At 42.6% G+C, this 16,496-nt stretch carries 17 protein-coding genes; 11 read left to right on the plus strand and 6 right to left on the minus strand.

All coding sequences use genetic code 11. The annotated features are described in order from the left end of the window. The first annotated feature begins 91 nt into the window (after window positions 1–91). The 4 genes from porK (at window position 92) to porN (ending at window position 4,906) form a co-directional block, all read left to right on the plus strand. Window positions 92–1,375, plus strand: a complete 1,284-nt coding sequence (porK, locus tag CLV51_RS04610; RefSeq protein ID WP_245898616.1) for a T9SS ring complex lipoprotein PorK/GldK — start codon at window positions 92–94, stop codon at window positions 1,373–1,375. Between the two features lie 149 nt (window positions 1,376–1,524). After that, the gene (gene porL, locus CLV51_RS04615) at window positions 1,525–2,262 is read left to right on the plus strand and encodes a type IX secretion system motor protein PorL/GldL (RefSeq protein ID WP_245898617.1); all 738 of its coding nucleotides are present in this window, start codon (window positions 1,525–1,527) and stop codon (window positions 2,260–2,262) included. A 55-nt stretch (window positions 2,263–2,317) separates the two neighbouring features. Next, complete coding sequence (gene porM / locus CLV51_RS04620; protein ID WP_106526825.1) at window positions 2,318–3,856, plus strand: type IX secretion system motor protein PorM/GldM; 1,539 nt, start codon at window positions 2,318–2,320, stop codon at window positions 3,854–3,856. A gap of 21 nt (window positions 3,857–3,877) precedes the next feature. Beyond that, complete coding sequence (porN, locus tag CLV51_RS04625; RefSeq protein ID WP_106526826.1) at window positions 3,878–4,906, plus strand: type IX secretion system ring subunit PorN/GldN; 1,029 nt, start codon at window positions 3,878–3,880, stop codon at window positions 4,904–4,906. An 87-nt stretch (window positions 4,907–4,993) separates the two neighbouring features. Here the strand turns inward: porN and uvrC are convergent, their stop codons facing one another. The 3 genes from uvrC to gpmI all read right to left on the minus strand — a co-directional run bounded on the left by uvrC (window position 4,994) and on the right by gpmI (window position 9,293). Further along, the gene (gene uvrC, locus CLV51_RS04630) at window positions 4,994–6,799 is read right to left on the minus strand and encodes an excinuclease ABC subunit UvrC (RefSeq protein ID WP_106526827.1); all 1,806 of its coding nucleotides are present in this window, start codon (window positions 6,797–6,799) and stop codon (window positions 4,994–4,996) included. Window positions 6,800–6,801: 2 nt separating this feature from the next. After that, on the minus strand, window positions 6,802–7,386 hold the full coding sequence (locus CLV51_RS04635; protein WP_106526828.1) for a hypothetical protein: 585 nt from the start codon (window positions 7,384–7,386) through the stop codon (window positions 6,802–6,804). Between the two features lie 383 nt (window positions 7,387–7,769). Then, a complete protein-coding gene (gene gpmI / locus CLV51_RS04640; protein ID WP_106526829.1) occupies window positions 7,770–9,293 on the minus strand; it encodes a 2,3-bisphosphoglycerate-independent phosphoglycerate mutase in 1,524 nt (507 codons plus the stop codon). A 292-nt stretch (window positions 9,294–9,585) separates the two neighbouring features. Between gpmI and CLV51_RS04645 the strand changes: the two genes are divergently transcribed. The 4 genes from CLV51_RS04645 to CLV51_RS04660 all read left to right on the plus strand — a co-directional run bounded on the left by CLV51_RS04645 (window position 9,586) and on the right by CLV51_RS04660 (window position 12,236). Continuing rightward, the gene (locus tag CLV51_RS04645) at window positions 9,586–10,002 is read left to right on the plus strand and encodes a DUF4783 domain-containing protein (protein WP_106526830.1); all 417 of its coding nucleotides are present in this window, start codon (window positions 9,586–9,588) and stop codon (window positions 10,000–10,002) included. Window positions 10,003–10,134: 132 nt separating this feature from the next. Continuing rightward, window positions 10,135–10,986: a carboxylating nicotinate-nucleotide diphosphorylase gene (gene nadC, locus CLV51_RS04650; protein WP_106526831.1), complete on the plus strand. Its 852-nt coding sequence runs from the start codon at window positions 10,135–10,137 to the stop codon at window positions 10,984–10,986. A gap of 10 nt (window positions 10,987–10,996) precedes the next feature. Beyond that, entirely contained in the window at window positions 10,997–11,878 is an 882-nt protein-coding gene (locus CLV51_RS04655) for a diacylglycerol/lipid kinase family protein (RefSeq protein WP_106526832.1), read from the plus strand. Window positions 11,879–11,897: 19 nt separating this feature from the next. Next, a complete protein-coding gene (locus tag CLV51_RS04660; protein ID WP_106526833.1) occupies window positions 11,898–12,236 on the plus strand; it encodes a translation initiation factor in 339 nt (112 codons plus the stop codon). Window positions 12,237–12,311: 75 nt separating this feature from the next. Here CLV51_RS04660 and CLV51_RS04665 read toward each other — a convergent pair whose 3' ends face one another. Together CLV51_RS04665 and CLV51_RS04670 are read right to left on the minus strand one after the other, a co-directional pair. Beyond that, on the minus strand, window positions 12,312–13,304 hold the full coding sequence (locus CLV51_RS04665) for an aldo/keto reductase (protein WP_106526834.1): 993 nt from the start codon (window positions 13,302–13,304) through the stop codon (window positions 12,312–12,314). Between the two features lie 90 nt (window positions 13,305–13,394). Next, the gene (locus CLV51_RS04670) at window positions 13,395–14,333 is read right to left on the minus strand and encodes a helix-turn-helix transcriptional regulator (protein ID WP_106526835.1); all 939 of its coding nucleotides are present in this window, start codon (window positions 14,331–14,333) and stop codon (window positions 13,395–13,397) included. A gap of 443 nt (window positions 14,334–14,776) precedes the next feature. Here CLV51_RS04670 and CLV51_RS29010 point away from each other — a divergent pair, with 443 nt between their 5' ends. Both CLV51_RS29010 and CLV51_RS29015 read left to right on the plus strand, forming a co-directional pair. After that, window positions 14,777–14,944, plus strand: a complete 168-nt coding sequence (locus CLV51_RS29010) for a hypothetical protein (protein WP_158266926.1) — start codon at window positions 14,777–14,779, stop codon at window positions 14,942–14,944. Continuing rightward, on the plus strand, window positions 14,941–15,114 hold the full coding sequence (locus CLV51_RS29015; protein ID WP_158266927.1) for a hypothetical protein: 174 nt from the start codon (window positions 14,941–14,943) through the stop codon (window positions 15,112–15,114). Before CLV51_RS29010 ends, CLV51_RS29015 begins: the two co-directional genes overlap by 4 nt. Here CLV51_RS29015 and CLV51_RS04675 read toward each other — a convergent pair whose 3' ends face one another. Then, a complete protein-coding gene (locus tag CLV51_RS04675) occupies window positions 15,115–15,858 on the minus strand; it encodes a biotin--[acetyl-CoA-carboxylase] ligase (protein WP_106526836.1) in 744 nt (247 codons plus the stop codon). It lies immediately after the preceding gene. A 159-nt stretch (window positions 15,859–16,017) separates the two neighbouring features. On the opposite strand from CLV51_RS04675, the gene rsfS reads away from it, so the two are divergent. Next, window positions 16,018–16,422 carry a ribosome silencing factor gene (gene rsfS, locus CLV51_RS04680; RefSeq protein ID WP_106526837.1) on the plus strand — a complete coding sequence of 135 codons (405 nt, stop codon included), beginning with the start codon at window positions 16,018–16,020 and terminating at the stop codon, window positions 16,420–16,422. Window positions 16,423–16,496: the final 74 nt, after the last annotated feature.

Genomic DNA, 16,496 nt, shown 5'->3' on the forward strand with positions numbered 1-16,496 from the left:
ATATCAACAAAAGCGGGTGAAAATATGAGAAATGTGTTCCCTTATATGCAGGCAAATCACACCAGGCTGGTTAATAGAAAAACATATTCTGATGAAAGCTACCCTTATGAAGCTTAACTATTTAAACGGTCTGTTGGCAGTTTTGCTGGTTTCCCTGATGGCCAGCTGTGGTGGTAGTAAAACCCCCAAAAATGCACAAGGGCAATTGATTGGCGTAAGCCCAAGGCCTAAGTACACCCCCCCTGTACCCTACGGAATGGTATACGTACCTGCCGGAACTTTTCACATGGGTCCCAGTGATGAGGATGTAAACTATGCATACACAGCGCGTAACAAGGCTATTTCTATTTCTGGCTTCTATATGGATGCCACAGAAATAACGAATAACGAATACCGCCAGTTTGTACAGTGGGTGCAAGACTCCATCGCGCACATTTTGCTGGGGCACGTAAAACAGTATGACGGTCATGATGTTATCGACTGGAAACAGAAGATTAACTGGAAAGACAAAGGTACTGTAGAGAAGCTGGATGCGATGGTGTATTCCGAAGCAGACAGGTTGTATGGCCGTAAAGATATTGACGTAGGTAAACTGATCTACCACCAGGAAACTTTTAACTGGGATAAGGCTAAACTGAGAGAAAATTTCGGTAAACCGCGTTCTACTTTCATCGTTAAAAAAGACGTTCCTATTTATCCGGATACTTTGTGCTGGATCAGGGATTTCTCTTATGCCTATAATGAGCCGATGACACGTATGTACTTCTGGCACCCGGCATTTGATAACTACCCTGTAGTAGGTGTAAATTGGCACCAGGCAACCGCTTTCTGCGAATGGAGAAGTAAGTTCTGGGAAGACTACCGCACCAGTAAAAAACTGTTTACGGAAGATAAATTCCAGCTGCCTTCTGAAGCACAGTGGGAATACGCTGCCCGTGGCGGAAGAGAACAAACACCTTATCCTTGGGGCGGTTATTATATCCGTAACAAAAAAGGATGTTTGCTGGCCAACTTCAAACCTGGTCGTGGTAACTATCCGGAAGATGGTGGCTTCTACACGGTACGTGCTGATGCTTACTGGCCTAACGATTACGGCTTGTATAACATGGCAGGAAACGTAGCTGAGTGGACCGCAGATATCTTCTATGAAAATGCCTATTCTTTTACTTCAGATATGAACCCATATTTAAGAATGGATGTACCGGATGATGCGCCATTGAAAATGAAGCGTAAAGCTATCAGAGGTGGTTCATGGAAGGATGTGGGATATTTCCTGCAAACAGGTACAAGAACTTATGAATATCAGGATAGTTCTAAATCGTATGTAGGTTTCAGATGTACAATAGCCCTGAGCAGAAGATCAAAACACAAATAGACAGATGAATCAATAATAGCCGGTATTAATATAACCAGAAGAACCATTTATATTATGTACACTATTATAAGCAAATCCGTGAGTATTAACTATTCCATACAGACTTTAACTTTAAACACTTTAACCAGATTAAATTTTAACCTATGGCTATGAATCCTAACAAAGCTAAATGGCTGAACTTTTTCGTATGTATTGCGGCTTCCGTTGTAATTATTGGAGCGTTATTTAAACTGCAACACTGGCGGGGAGCTGACATTGCTTTGATCTTAGGTTTGAGCACTGAAGCGCTCATCTTTTTTGTATACGCTTTTGTACCTGATTCCAGTGCACATCCTGAAGGACAAGTGGTAGCAGTTGCCGGTAGTCCAGCTGTAGCTGGCCTGGATAAAATGCTCCAGGAAGCAGATATCACGCCTGCTAATTTGCAGCGCCTGAGCGAAAACTTCCAGAAATTAGGCACTACAGTAGATAAAATGAGAGATATCAGCGATGTAGTGGCTGCAACCGGTGATTATACACAGAAAACAAGAGAAGCTGCCAGCGCTATTGGTAATGTAGCTAACGCTTACACCACTGCTGCTGCTGCTGTTTCTTCTTTCAACAGTGCTTCAGAATCTACTAAAGATTTCCATGTGCAAATGCAGGGTATGACCAAAAACCTGGCTTCTCTGAATGCTATTTATGAACTGGAACTCCAGGACACTAACAACCACCTGAAAGCAATGAATTCATTCTACAGCAACCTGCAGAATGCTTCTTCCGCTATGAGTGGCAGCATTGAAGACGCTAAGAAAACACAGGAACAAATTTCCTTGCTTGCTAAAAACCTCAGCAACCTGAACTCGATTTATGGTAATATGCTGAGTGCTATGCATGGAACAAGATAAAGTACTGCTAATAGTTTCTGAATTAACAAACATCAATTAAATCTGAAAACAAACTATGGCACTACCTAAAGATCCTAGGCAGAAGATGATCAACATCATGTACCTGGTCTTGACGGCCATGCTCGCGTTGAACGTCTCTGCTGAAATATTGAACGCATTTAGTATCGTTAATAATTCAATCAATACCTCCAATAAATCCTTGACTGATAAGAACAATTTTATCTACAGTCAGTTTGAAGCACAAATGAAGGAAAATGCTGCTAAAGTAGCACCCCTCAAAGCAAAGGCTGACCAGGTGAAAAAATTGTCTACCAGCATGTTTGACTATATTGAATCCTTAAAAGAAACCATCATTAATGAAAGTGGTGGTAAGGATGAACATGGTGAAATTAAAGACAAAGCTGGACTGGATGCGCCTACCCGCGTAATGGAGAATATGAAAAAAGGTCCTGAACTGGAAGCAAAACTGGGACAACTGCGCGAGCAGCTCCTGACTTTTGTGGAACCCGCCAGAAAAGCGCAGTTCGAGAAAACCTTACCCTTGAAAATAGAAGTAGGTAAATCAAATGATGAACATGGTGGCGGTCCTAAAACCTGGACTACCTATCATTTCAACATGGTTCCTACTGTAGCAGCTGTAACCATCCTGGGTAAATTCCAGAATGATATCAAAAATTCTGAGTCTGCTATTATTGATGATCTGTTCCGTCAGATTGATGCTAAATCCATCAAATTTGACCAAATAGCTCCTTTTATTTCCTTGAATTCCAAAAACCTGATGGAAGGTCAAACCTTAACTGCTAACATCGCCATGGGCGCTTACAGCACAACGGTTAATCCTGTTATCATGGTGAATGGAAAAGCACTTGAAGTGGATAAAGGTATGGGTACCTATTCAATCCCCGTATCTGGCATTGGAGAGAAAACACTTACCGGTACTATTACATTCCCTAGCCCAACTGGTGGCGATCCTATCGTAAAAAATTTTACAGAGACCTATAATGTAGGTGCTTCAACCACCTCTATCTCTGCAGATAAAATGAATGTGCTGTATATCGGTTTGCAGAACCCGATTTCGATTTCTGCTGCTGGTGTACCGGCTGAACAGGTATCCGCTTCTATCAGCGGTGGTAATATGACCAAACGCGGTTCAGGAGAATATCTCGTAACTGTTAGTCAGCCAGGTAAAGCCGTTATTAATGTAGTGGCTACCGTGGATGGCAAAACAAAATCCCTCGGTCAGAAAGAATTCCGTGTAAAAAGAGTTCCTGATCCGGTACTGAAAGTAGGTGCTAATAAAGGCGGAAGCATGAAAGCTGCTGACTTTAAAGTACAAGGTGGTTTACGTGCGGACCTGGAAGATTTCGAATTTGAAGGTGTGAAATATGAAGTGATTGGCTACCGTGTTGGTATCTCTGCTAAAGGCAAGGAATACCAGGAAGGTGATGCTACCTCTGCTTATTTCCCTGGCAATGTTGCTGCATCTATCCGCTCCCTGCGTCCGGGTGATGAAGTATACTTTGAAAACGTGAAAGTGAAAGGCCCGGATGGTATTGTTCGTCCGATGCCGAGTACTATATATAAATTAAACTAACGGTCAATTAATTACTGAATTATGCGAGCAGTAATATTTAACAGAATTGGATGGTGCACACTGTTACTGGTGATGCTGGCAACTGCTGCCGATGCGCAACGTCGCGGAGGTACAACCCGCCGCAAAACTGCAACACCAGCTGCTACACAGGATGCGTCTTTAGTAAACCCTGCAACAGGGAATGCTGTTACGCCTCCCCCTACTGCGCCTGCTCCGCCTACTTCTCAACGCCCGGACGGTATTACCGGCCCGGTGGTGGATACACCACGTAAATCATTGCGTATAGACGGAGTGGTGGAAAGAAACCTGGCGAGAGAACGTACACCTATTACCTACGATTACATCCGTGAGGATGACAGGTTCTGGGAAAAACGTGTTTGGCAGGTGATAGACATCAGGGAAAAAATCAATCTCCCCTTCCAGTATAACGTGGAAGATGAGACTGGTACCAATCAACTGTTCATCAATATTCTGCTGGATGCAATCAAGAATAAAGAGATAGAGGCCTTCAACCCTATCGATGACCGTTTTACCACTGTAATGCCCTACTCCGAAATCCAGACCAGGATCAGCGGTGAAGAAAGGACAGTACGTAGTATAGATCCGGTAACAGGCGAAGAAAAAATGGTGACCACCCGCGATGACTTTGATGCGCGTACTATCAAACAGTATAAGATCAAAGAAGTATGGGTGTTCGACAAAGAAGCTTCTGCCCTCAAAGTTCGTATACTCGGTATTGCGCCTATGGTATCCCGTATAAATGAAGATGGTACCATTCGTGCTTCCATCCCTTTATTCTGGGTGTATTATCCTGATACACGCGCTATTTTGGCCAAACACGATGTGTATAACCAGAATAACGATGCATCTACCATCAGCTGGGAAGATCTTTTTGAAATGCGCTTCTTCGGTAGTTACATAGTGAAGGAAAACAATACCTACAACCGTGAGATCAAGGACTACATTAAAGACGGTACCATGCGTTTGCTCGAAGGACAAGCCATCAAAGACCGCATCTTTAATAAAGAGCAGGACCTCTGGCAGTACTAATCTAATAATGATTTGATATCAATACACGAAAGGCAATCAGTTACGCTGATTGCCTTTCGTTTTTTATTATCTTATTTACGTATAGTCTTATCCGTTATGAAAGTGCTCCCAAACCAGTTTGGCCTTGGCAACACCTACTTCATTCGTGAGCTCTTCCTGCGACAACAACTTTATTTTTGCTACAGAACGAAATGTTTTCAACAGCTGCGTAGCTGTGTTCTCGCCGATACCCTTGATGCCTTCCAGTTCATTTTTGAAAGTTCCCTTACTACGCTTCTGCCGATGAAAAGTAATACCAAAGCGGTGTACCTCATCACGGACCCGGCGTATCAGTTTCAGGCTCTCACTATTGTACGGCAATTTTATACTTTGAGAATCACCGGGAAAAAATATTTCTTCCTCATTTTTAGCTAACCCTACAACGGTCATACTACCTATCAATCCCAGTTCACGGATGCTTTCCATCGCAGATCCCAGCTGACCTTTACCACCATCAATGATCACCAGTTGTGGCAAGGGCTCCTGTTCTGCCAGCAAACGGCTATAACGGCGTCCTACCACCTCTTTCATAGAAGCAAAGTCATTAATACCTTCTACTGTTTTGATATTAAAATGCCGGTAATCCTTTTTAGATGCAACCCCGTCTTTAAACACCACACAAGCGGCAACAGGATAGCTTCCCTGGAAGTTGGAGTTATCGAAACATTCAATGTGTTCCGGCAGCACTGGTAATTCAAGATCGGCCTGTAACTGGTACAATACCTGTTTCCGTTCCATATCGGTTTTGCCTTCCAGATGGAGTATTTTTTTGCGGTATAATTCTTCCTTAAAATAATTCACATTCTTCTCCGACAATTCCAATAGTTTCTTTTTATCACCACCTTTGGGAACAGTTACGGTAACACTGCTTTCCGGATATACTAACGGTAACGGTACTACGATTTCAGTGGTTATGCTTTTGAATACCTCCCGGAGATAGGCAATGGCATAGGCCAATACTTCTTCGTCACTTTCTTCCAGCTGCTTTTCCAGCGTTACTGTTTTGGTATCTGCGATAGTGCCGTTTAAAATACGGAGATAGTTTACATAAGCATGATTGCCTTCGCTGATAATGGAAAATACATCCACATTACCCATACGGTTATTAACGATCGTTGATTTGGCAGAGTAGGTTTCCAGGCTTTCTATCTTTTTACGCATGATTTCTGCCTTCTCAAATTCCATCTTCGCAACATGATCCTGCATTTGTTCCTTAAAGAGATTTACTACAGGTGTGAGGTTGCCTTTTAACACGTTTTTCACCTGCTGTAGTCCTTCCCGATAATCTTCCAGCGTTTGTAAGCCTTCGCAGGGACCTTTACAATTGCCTAAGTGGTATTCAAGGCATACCTTAAATTTCCCTTTTCGTATATTCTGCTCCGTTAAACTGAGATTGCAGGTGCGTAAGGGAATATTGTACTTAATCACGTCCAGTATTTCTCTGACCCTGCCTACAGATGTAAATGGGCCAAGATAATCTGACCCATCTTTAATTACATTGCGGGTGAAAAATACACGGGGAAAAGGTTCGTGTTTAATAACAATGAAGGGATATGTTTTATCATCCTTCAAATTGATATTATACTTGGGCCGGAATTGCTTGATCAGCGAATTTTCCAGCAGGAATGCGTCCTGTTCTGAATCTACGATGGTAAATTCAATATGATGAATATGCTCAACGAGTTTTCTCGTTTTGTAATTGTCGTGATTTTTTACAAAATAAGAACTCACCCGTTTGCGCAAACTCTTAGCCTTCCCTACATATAGCAGGGTGCCGCCTTCATCGTAATATTTGTAGATACCCGCATCGGCAGGTATAGTATGTGATATTTGTTGAAACTCCGCTGCTGTCATGTTTACATCCCGTTTTTAGGTGCCATCATTACATTTATTTCCAGCTCTTTCGGTGCCAGAAAAGCAATCTTCTGATAGGTAGTCATCCGAACGTTTTTATCGTGCTGATAAAAAAGATCCTGCCGGAATTCATATACCATGTTGCTGGTGTAGGAATGGATGTTAACCTGTTGTATAGTGCCATTCTTATCTAGCTCCATGGTAATTTCTGATGGATTGGTCTGTTTCCCTTTTGATTTATAGATCACTGATTTTCTTCCTGAAAACGGATCGTATAAACTGGAGGTATCATATTCATCCCGGAGAGAAGGCTTATTGAGGTCGGCATCTGTAAAAGGCTTCAATAAGTCATGGATAGCGGTGCTATCTGTGTCCGTTATTGTAGCCGTATCCTTTTGGCCATTCAATACCACTGTTTTTGCCAGGGTATAACCACCTGCCCGGATGTGTGCCTGCTCCCGGTTGAAATAGGCTGGAAGCTGCACATACTTGTCTTGTGTGGGAGCTTTCGTCTGCTTATTATCCAGGTTACAAGCCATAAAGCCAATCATGGTAAACAACACCGTTACTTGCCTGTATTTTTTCATGCAGTAAAATTAATACTTAAATGCGGGGTCATAAAAAATGCGCCGTAAAAACGGCGCATCGATGCATGAGCAAATCTGTCGAGAGCACTAAAAATATGTAGATCAGTCAATTGGACTGACATTTTTCAATGTATTGCTAGTTAAACGAGGGTGGGAAACTAAAAGTTACAGGCACGGATAAATAAAGCAGCGAATTTTGTCTTTCTCCGGATTAGACTGATTTTGCTGATTACCTGATTTTTATTGCTGATTAAGATGATTTAAACAAGATTAGCGAAGATTAAAGTGAGTATTCCCGCTTTAATCTTCGCTAATCATATTACAATCATCAATAAAAATCAGGTAATCAGCAAAATCAGTCTAATCCGGAGAAAGACAAAGTCCTACACCAGCAGATTACCTGTCATCTCTTTAGGAACAGGTAATCCCATGAAATGCAGAATGGTAGGGGCAATATCACCCAGTTTACCATCTTTTACCGCACCTTTAAAATCTTTATTGATAATGAAGAATGGCACCAGGTTAAGCGAGTGAGCTGTATTGGGCGATCCATCCGGATTGATCATGAAATCGGCATTACCGTGATCTGCTGTAAGGAAAACAGTATAATCGCTTGCCAGTGCAGCAGTTACTACACGCTCTACGCAATGGTCTACTGTTTCTACTGCTTTGATCACTGCTGGAAAAACACCGGTGTGACCCACCATATCCGCATTGGCAAAGTTAAGGACTATGAAATCGGCTGATTTTTTTTCCAGTTCAGGAACAATTGTATCTGCTAACTCATTGGCGCTCATTTCTGGTTGCAGATCATAAGTAGCTACTTTAGGAGAGGCTACCATCAGTCTGCGTTCGCCGTCGAACTCTTTCTCACGGCCACCGGAGAAGAAGAAGGATACGTGCGGATATTTCTCAGTTTCAGCTATGCGGATCTGTGTGCAGTTATCTTTGGCGAGCACTTCGCCCAGCGTCATATTGAGATTATCGTTTTCGAAAATAACATGTACGTTTTTGTAAGTACGGTCGTAATCCGTCATGGTGGTATAGTACACATTCAGCGGATGCATACCGAAGTCAGGAATTGCTTCCTGTGTAAGCACCTGGGATATTTCGCGACAACGATCTGTACGGAAGTTGAAACATAATACCGCATCATTTTCCTGAATGGTAGCTATGGCCTTGTTTTGCTCGTCCGCTACGATGATGGGTTTAATAAATTCGTCTGTTACACCTTCTGCGTAAGAGGCTTTCACAGCGGTAAACAGATCGTGCGTTGGGGTGCCAACACCATTTACCATGGCATCATAGGCCAGCTTTACACGTTCCCAGCGTTTGTCGCGGTCCATAGCGTAGTAACGGCCGGTTACAGAAGCTATCTTACCGGTAGTTTTTTCCAGGTGAGCGGAAAGGTCCTGCAGGAAGCCTAATCCACTTTTAGGATCGGTATCACGACCATCCGTAAAGGCATGGATGTATACTTTTTCCAGGCCATGGTTTTTGGCTATTTGTGTAAGTGCCTTCAGGTGTTCAGTATGTGAATGCACGCCACCATCGCTTACCAGTCCAATCAGGTGCAGCGCTTTATTATTGTTTTTAGCATGTGCGAAGGTGTCCAGCAGTACCTGGTTTTGGGCCAGTTCTCCATCTCTTGCGGCTACATTAATTCTTTGCAGCTCCTGGTATACAATTCTGCCGGCGCCGATGTTGAGGTGACCTACTTCAGAGTTGCCCATTTGCCCATCCGGCAAACCTACTGCTTCGCCACAGGTAACCAGGTGGCTATGTGGGTATTGCTTATATAAGCTGCTTACAAAAGGTGTTTTGGCATGTGCAATGGCATCGGCTGTAGGAACTTTACCTTCGCCCCATCCGTCCATAATTACGAGAATGGCTCTTTTCTTTTCCATATCCTATCTGGTTAAGTTTTAATATTAATTCACTCAGGGGGTGAAAGTACTTATAAAGGGTTTAAATATTTTGCAAAAATAAAGCTTAATGGAAAAAATAAAGCAGGGACAATCTTATAACAGATTTTGTATCTCAATTATTTAAAATGAAACACATATTATCTAACTGTTATGATTTAAATGCTAAGCGCTACCACGATGATGTGATTTTATTGACGTACAGTGTGTTTGGCATAGTTTTCGCATTTAATTTGAGTTCGAAAAAATCACATTTTTAATAAAAAAACTGACAATGAATAAGCTATTGATGATGCTGGGGGTGGTGTTGTTGGGAGGTATTTTTACAGCATTTACGCTGTCGGCGAGCTCATTTAATAAATCTACTGTTGCTGGCCCGTTTGAAGATGTAGTGAGTGCTATTAAACAAGGGGATGCAAGCGGTTTATCCCGTTATCTGGATAATAACGTGGAAATTAACATAACAGGAAAGTCAAATTCTTACAGTAAAGCACAGGCGGAAATTATTTTAAAAGATTTCTTCTCCAAAAACCAGGTGAAATCATTTGAACTGGTACACCAGGGAGGAGATGCTTCACGTTTTGGTATTGGTAATTTAACCACTACCAGCGGCGTTTTCAGGCTATCCTTCTTTTTACAGAAGAAAGGAGGATCCATGGTACTGAACGAACTTAGATTTGAGAATAAGTAATAATGCCAACATAAATTAATTGAAAAACCCAGGTGCCCCGCAATTAATTGCGGGGCACTTTTTATTTTTGACAAATATTACGCGGAATATCCACAGCCTAACGCTGCCGGAGAAACAAAAACAAAGTCATTTATGTTAGATGAAGCAGCGCTGAATGCGTTTATCAGAAGTGCACTGGCAGAAGATATTGGAAACGGTGATCATTCCACCATGGCTTGTATACCGCCAACGGCAAAGGGTAAAGCCCTGCTCAAGATAAAAGAAAACGGTATCCTGGCCGGTATGGAAGTGGCAGCAGCTATTTTCCGGTGGCTCGATATGTATACTGTTTTTAAACCATTCAAAAAGGATGGAGATGCTATGACTGCCGGTGAAGCTGCTTTTGAAGTAGAAGCTGCGGTACACACCCTGCTCATGGGAGAAAGACTGGTGCTCAACTGTATGCAGCGAATGAGTGGTATTGCTACTTTAACGCACCAGTACGTAGAAAAACTGAAAGGTTATCATACCCGCGTGCTGGATACCCGCAAAACTACACCTAACTTCCGCATGCTGGAAAAAGAAGCAGTTCGTATCGGTGGCGGTGTTAATCATAGAATGGGATTGTATGATATGGTGATGCTGAAAGATAATCATATCGACTTTTCCGGTGGTATTACAGCAGCTGTTACCAACACCGTGGCTTACCTGAAGGAACGGAATCTGCCGCTGAAAATTGAAGTGGAAACACGTAACCTGGAGGATGTGAAAGAAGTGCTGGCCACTGGTCAGATAGATCGTATTATGTTGGATAACTTTGCACCCGGCGATATTGCTGTGGCACTGCAGTTGATCAACGGACGTTTTGAAACAGAAGCTTCTGGTGGTATTACTATCGCTAACTTAGAAGAATATGCAAAAACAGGTGTAGATTATATTTCTGTTGGCGCTATCATACATCATGCGGTGAGCCTGGATTTGAGCCTGAAGGCGATTATACTTTAAAACAGTTTTTTTGAAGAAGATATTATTTATCATCAACCGCAAAGCGGGTACGGATCGTGAGAAACGGTTGGAAGATGCCATCAGGCAGTATCTGCCAGCAGATAAATTTGAAGTAAGCATTACACATCTCGCTTATCTGGGCCACGGCGCGGACCTGGCAAGAGAGGCAGTGAAAAATGCAGTAGATACCGTAGTGGCAGTTGGTGGCGATGGCTCTATCAATGAAATAGCACAGGGCCTGGTGGGTAGCAATACTGCTATGGCCATATTGCCTTTGGGCAGCGGCAATGGTCTTGCCCGTGCACTGAAAATTCCACTGGATATAGGCAAGGCATTACGCCTGATAGTAGCGGATAAACAACGCCCGATTGATGTAGGCTATGCTAATGAACATTTGTTTCTGAGTAATGCGGGCGTGGGCTTTGATGCATTAATTGCGGAACAGTTTCGTCATACTAAAAAACGTGGATTGTCTGGCTATGCTAAACTGGTGCTGAAAAGTTTTAACAGCTATGAGCCGGCAGAATATAACATCGATATAGACGGACAGGTATTACAAGCAAAAGCTTTTTTGTTGACAGTGGCCAATGGTAACCAGTTTGGATATGAATTTAAGCTGGCACCTTCTGCAAGTGTGTTTGATGGTCAGCTTGATATTTGTATCATGCCGCCAGTGGGCTTTTTTAGCCTGTTGCCGGTCAGCATTTATTCCCTGTTAGGTAATATTGATAAAACGCGTTTTATGAAGCATTATACCGGTAAGGATATAACTATTCGCAGCAAAGCGTTGCAATACCTGCAGGTAGATGGGGATGCAGTACCACTCTCCGAAAATGGTGTGGTACATTTGCGTATACAAGCGCAGGCGATTAAAGTAGTGGTAAACGATTAACCTTTTAATTTTTAGAGAGATGTCGAAAAAGAAAAATACCCCCGGTAGCGGGATCGTATATTCCACCGATCCTAACTTTTCATTTGAACCTGAACATACCGAAGCGGAAGAAACCCTCTCCCCTGCTGAGCAACCACTGAAAGTAACGTTGGATAAAAAACAGCGTGCAGGAAAAGTGGTAACACTTATTTCCGGATTTATCGGCAAGGATGAAGATGCTGAAAAGTTGGGTAAAGAGTTGAAAACAAAATGTGGTACCGGCGGCAGCGTAAAAGAAGGACAAATCCTGATTCAGGGCGACTACAAAGATAAAGTGGTGAAATGGCTACAGGATTGGGGATACAAGAAAGTTAAGTAATTTTTTATGCAGCTATTTTGTTTCGGATATTGATATAATACGGGAAACAAAATAGCTGCATAAAAAATATTTTCTTTATCTGTTTACCATCTTCATTCCACCTTCTGTGTAACGTTCACCAGCAACGGTATTATTACGTAAAACATTTTCAATGGCAGCCATATCTGCTTTTGAAAAATTCACTTCAACAGCAGCTGCATTTTCCTGTAAATACTTTCTACGCTTGGTGCCGGGAATAGGCACTACATCATCACCCTGTGCCAGCAACCAGGCCAGCGACAGTTGAGCCAGCGTAATACCTTTTTCTTTTGCAAATGTTTCCAGGGCAGTTACGGTTTGTAAGTTCTGTTGAAAATTCTCCTGCTGAAAGCGGGGTAATCCTTTGCGGAAATCACCGTCACTTAATACATCGGGGCTGCTGATAGCACCCGTGGCAATACCTCTGCCTAACGGGCTGTAAGCCACCAGGCTGATGCCCAGTTCACGCGTAGTAGCTAAAATATCATTTTCCACATCACGGGTAAATAAAGAGTATTCTGTTTGTAAGGCAGCAATGGGGTGTACAGCATGTGCCTTTTTAATAGAAGCAGCGCTGGCTTCAGAAAGCCCGAGGTAGCGCACCTTGCCTTCTTTTACCAGTTCGGCCATCGCACCTACTGTTTCTTCTACAGGCACGGTGTCGTCTATACGATGTGAATAATAGAGGTCAATCACATCTACCTTCAGCCTTTTCAAACTCGCTTCGCAAGCCTGTTTCAGGTATTTGGGAGAACCATCAAAATAAGTAGTGTTGTCTTCTCTGAATCGGAAACCGAATTTGGTGGCCAGAAATACTTTATCTCTTTTTGTAGCGAGTATTTTTGATAACAGGATTTCGTTAGCGCCCTGTCCATACATGTCTGCTGTATCCCATAAATTAATTCCCAGCTCCAGTGCTAACTCCAGCGTAGCAAGAGATTCCTGCTCATTAAAATCCTGCGCATTACCGTAAGCATAAGACATACCCATGCAACCCAGTCCTATAGCGGAAATTGATTCACCTGTTTTACCCAATTTTCTGTACTGCATATTAATAGTGTTTTTAGAGGTACAAAATTAAATAGTGGTACAGGGATCACAATTGTAGCAGGCAAAGTATTAGTTGTTAAAATCAAAGGTTTATTGTCCGCGATATACATGCGGAGATACACCACTGTGATTTTTAAAGAAGTGCGTAAAGTTCCCCGGATCTTCAAAACCAAGGCACCACGCTATTTCAGCGATCTGCCAATCGGTATGCATGAGTAACAGACGTGCTTCCAGCAGCATACGCTGACGGATATGTTCGCTGACGGTACGGCCGGTAGCTTGTTTTACGGAGGCATTCAAATGATTGGGATGTGTATTTAATACCTGTGCAAATTCTTTCGCAGTTTTCAGACCAAGCTGGTTGTGTGAAAATTCAATTGGAAATTGTTTCTCCAGTTTGTCTGTAAACCGATGCGCCAGCATTTGTGCTGCCGTAAGTTGTCTGGCTGGTTCTTTTGTTTGTGCGGAGAGCCGTTTGCCTTCCAGCATTAATAATTTAAGGTAGATAAGAATCGCTTCATGCTTAAAGGCAGCATTTTCTCTATATTCTCTTATTAATTGCCGGAAGATGGATTGCAGGTAGTTAGATTGTTCTGTTGTTAATGAAAACACTGCCCGTGCGCCCATTTGTAAAAGCGGATGCTGCAGCAGGTTTTCCTGGTGATTGTGTTGTGATTCAAACAACAGGTCTGTAAACAGGCAATAGTAGCCTTCCTGTACTTTGGAAGTAGCACGCCAGGTTTTTACCTCATGTGGATTGATGAAAAGCAGCATTGGTCCTTCTATCTCATATCTGTCTTCTCCCATGGTGAAAATACCACTGCCTTTAGTGAAGAAACTTATTTTGTAGTAGTCGCGCCTGCTGGCTTTTACCTCATCCATACAAGGGTATTCCGACCGTTCGTGTACGGCAAAGCTGCCGCGAACCGGCGCTTTCGGCACTATTTCTTTGCGGGTATACAGCAACAAATTGTCGTTGAAATCATCAATGGTTCTCAGTTCAATAGCGGCGGTTTTATTTGTAGGCATAACCAAATTTAAACAATTCCGGATTAATTTATGGGATAGCTTCCTTGTGCTATGTTAAGTTTTACCGGCAATGATTGCCCTGGAAAGCCTGCCACTACTGATGTTTCAGAAAAAATGAAATACTGTTGCAAATTCATTTTTGATTAATTTAAAAAAATTTCACAATTTGTTAACGCCTTTATCAACCAAAATCTTGTTATCATCAAGCCCTGATGATGCATATGTAGAGCGACCTGCCACATACGCCGAAGAACAAGAAATTTATATTTTATTGACGGAAATGCATTGCTTTGATTGCATGCATTTCCGTTTTTTTTTGAAGAAAATCTTATCAACCACTGTCTAAATAGGATGAAAATCTTAAACATGTTATTAAATAATCGCCGTACCTCCCTGTTCCTGCTATTGTTGTTTGTGTCCCCAAACAGGATAAAAGGAATACGATGATGATCTGCGATAATTATGGAGAGGCTGGCGCGCTGAACTACTACAATAATGGTAAAATGCCATCTGCCGTATGTTTTGATGCTGATTACATTTATTGGTTCCCAAAAATGGATACCATCGGTACATTGTTAAGGTGGGGAAGCATCCGGAGGGGGCTTATATGAAATACATTGGTCATGTTCAACAAACGGGTGTGCTGAAAAACACACTGTCGCGGGAGCGATTGTATGGTGCTGATGTATATCTGCTCTCTGGCCTGTCGCCGGAGCTGCCGGTATTATTGCAGAAAGCACTCAGCGAAAAACAGCAAAGTTACCGGGGGATTGGGAAATGATTATCGGGCGATGATAAATTCCACTTCTCCGAAGCGCAGCTGCATGATCTTTCCCTCTTTTTCAAGGCAGAGATGGCCATCGGGTAATACATCCCGGATGATGCCTTCAAAAAATTCATCGTCTTTGCGATAGAGACCTGGTTGCTGCCAGCGGAAAAGCTTTGCCTTATATTCATCCAGGATCTCTTCATAGTGGGCGGGATGTAGCTGCCGGATCCTTTTCTCCAGGGCAATACAAAGTTCTTTTGCCAGCGTAGCGGCATCCCTGGTTTTGCCGGTGATCTGTCTCAGGGAAACGGCATTGGGTAAATCGGCAGGAAATGAAGCCTGGTTGATATTGAGTCCGATGCCGATAATGGCATATTGCCAGATATTTCCCCGTAAAACATTCTCTATCAGAATGCCTCCTGCCTTTCTGTCACGCCAGTAAATATCATTTGGCCACTTAATTATGGTTTCATCGCCGGCGTAGGAAGAGAGGAAATCGTGAGTGCCCAGGGCCACGGATATACTCAGCATAAATTGCCTTGAAAGCGGCAACATAGCCGGTTGCAGCGCAATACTGAGTGCGCTGATATCTCCGGGTTGTGCCAGCCATTGTTTCCCGCGTGTACCTTTCCCTGCAGTTTGGTTGCTTGTAAACCAGGCAGTACCGGATGTCACCTGGCCTGAATTTACCTGTTCCATGGCATAGTTATTGGTGCTGTCTATTTCGTCTAATATATAAAACGGGTGTCCTATCACATGAATCTTTTTTAGTCTGATTTCCGGCCCGAAAAGTAATTCATTTTATTATTTAATTAACATTTGAAAGGCCCCGGGCGTGATATTTCTAGCGATTATATTACTGCTTGTTTAGTAACTTTGACAATTAAAGATTATTTTTAACAAAAACGTGATTTATTGGCACCCTTAACCGTTCTGAGCACGAGAAAGAAGGCGCAGTTACGCCTGACCAGAGAAAGTGAAATTTTTACCACCATCATAAAGGCCATACAGGATAAGAAGGGGGAAAATATCGTATCCCTGGATCTACGCCAGATTCCTGAAGCCGTGGCCGATTTCTTTATATTATGTGAAGCCAATTCCGGCACCCAGGTGAAAGCCATTGCTGATTATGTGGCAGAGGAAGTAGAGAAGTATACAGATGAAGAGCCTTACAAGCACGAAGGGTTCGCATCACAGCATTGGGTACTGGTTGATTATGTAAATGTGGTTGTACATATCTTTCAGCCAGAAAACAGAAGGTTCTATAACCTGGAGGAAATGTGGAGCGACGCTGATAGAATGGACCACAATGACGACTGAGCCAGGCAGTTATTCTGGAATTAAATTATTCATATTATTCTGAATGCAATAAACATCCGTAAAGGAGCGTAAGA

Source organism: Chitinophaga niastensis, from assembly GCF_003014755.1.
In the GTDB taxonomy this organism is placed as follows: Bacteria; Bacteroidota; Bacteroidia; order Chitinophagales; family Chitinophagaceae; genus Chitinophaga; species Chitinophaga niastensis.

Coding starts and splice junctions, on each gene's coding strand:
- porM (WP_106526825.1), top strand. CDS start 2,318: ATGGCACTACCTAAAGATCCTAGGCAGAAGATGATCAACATCATGTAC.
- porN (WP_106526826.1), top strand. CDS start 3,878: ATGCGAGCAGTAATATTTAACAGAATTGGATGGTGCACACTGTTACTG.
- CLV51_RS29010 (WP_158266926.1), top strand. CDS start 14,777: ATGATGATCTGCGATAATTATGGAGAGGCTGGCGCGCTGAACTACTAC.
- nadC (WP_106526831.1), top strand. CDS start 10,135: ATGTTAGATGAAGCAGCGCTGAATGCGTTTATCAGAAGTGCACTGGCA.
- gpmI (WP_106526829.1), bottom strand. CDS start 9,293: ATGGAAAAGAAAAGAGCCATTCTCGTAATTATGGACGGATGGGGCGAA.
- CLV51_RS29015 (WP_158266927.1), top strand. CDS start 14,941: ATGAAATACATTGGTCATGTTCAACAAACGGGTGTGCTGAAAAACACA.
- CLV51_RS04670 (WP_106526835.1), bottom strand. CDS start 14,333: ATGCCTACAAATAAAACCGCCGCTATTGAACTGAGAACCATTGATGAT.
- CLV51_RS04665 (WP_106526834.1), bottom strand. CDS start 13,304: ATGCAGTACAGAAAATTGGGTAAAACAGGTGAATCAATTTCCGCTATA.
- CLV51_RS04660 (WP_106526833.1), top strand. CDS start 11,898: ATGTCGAAAAAGAAAAATACCCCCGGTAGCGGGATCGTATATTCCACC.
- porK (WP_245898616.1), top strand. CDS start 92: ATGAAAGCTACCCTTATGAAGCTTAACTATTTAAACGGTCTGTTGGCA.
- uvrC (WP_106526827.1), bottom strand. CDS start 6,799: ATGACAGCAGCGGAGTTTCAACAAATATCACATACTATACCTGCCGAT.
- CLV51_RS04645 (WP_106526830.1), top strand. CDS start 9,586: ATGAATAAGCTATTGATGATGCTGGGGGTGGTGTTGTTGGGAGGTATT.
- porL (WP_245898617.1), top strand. CDS start 1,525: ATGAATCCTAACAAAGCTAAATGGCTGAACTTTTTCGTATGTATTGCG.
- CLV51_RS04635 (WP_106526828.1), bottom strand. CDS start 7,386: ATGAAAAAATACAGGCAAGTAACGGTGTTGTTTACCATGATTGGCTTT.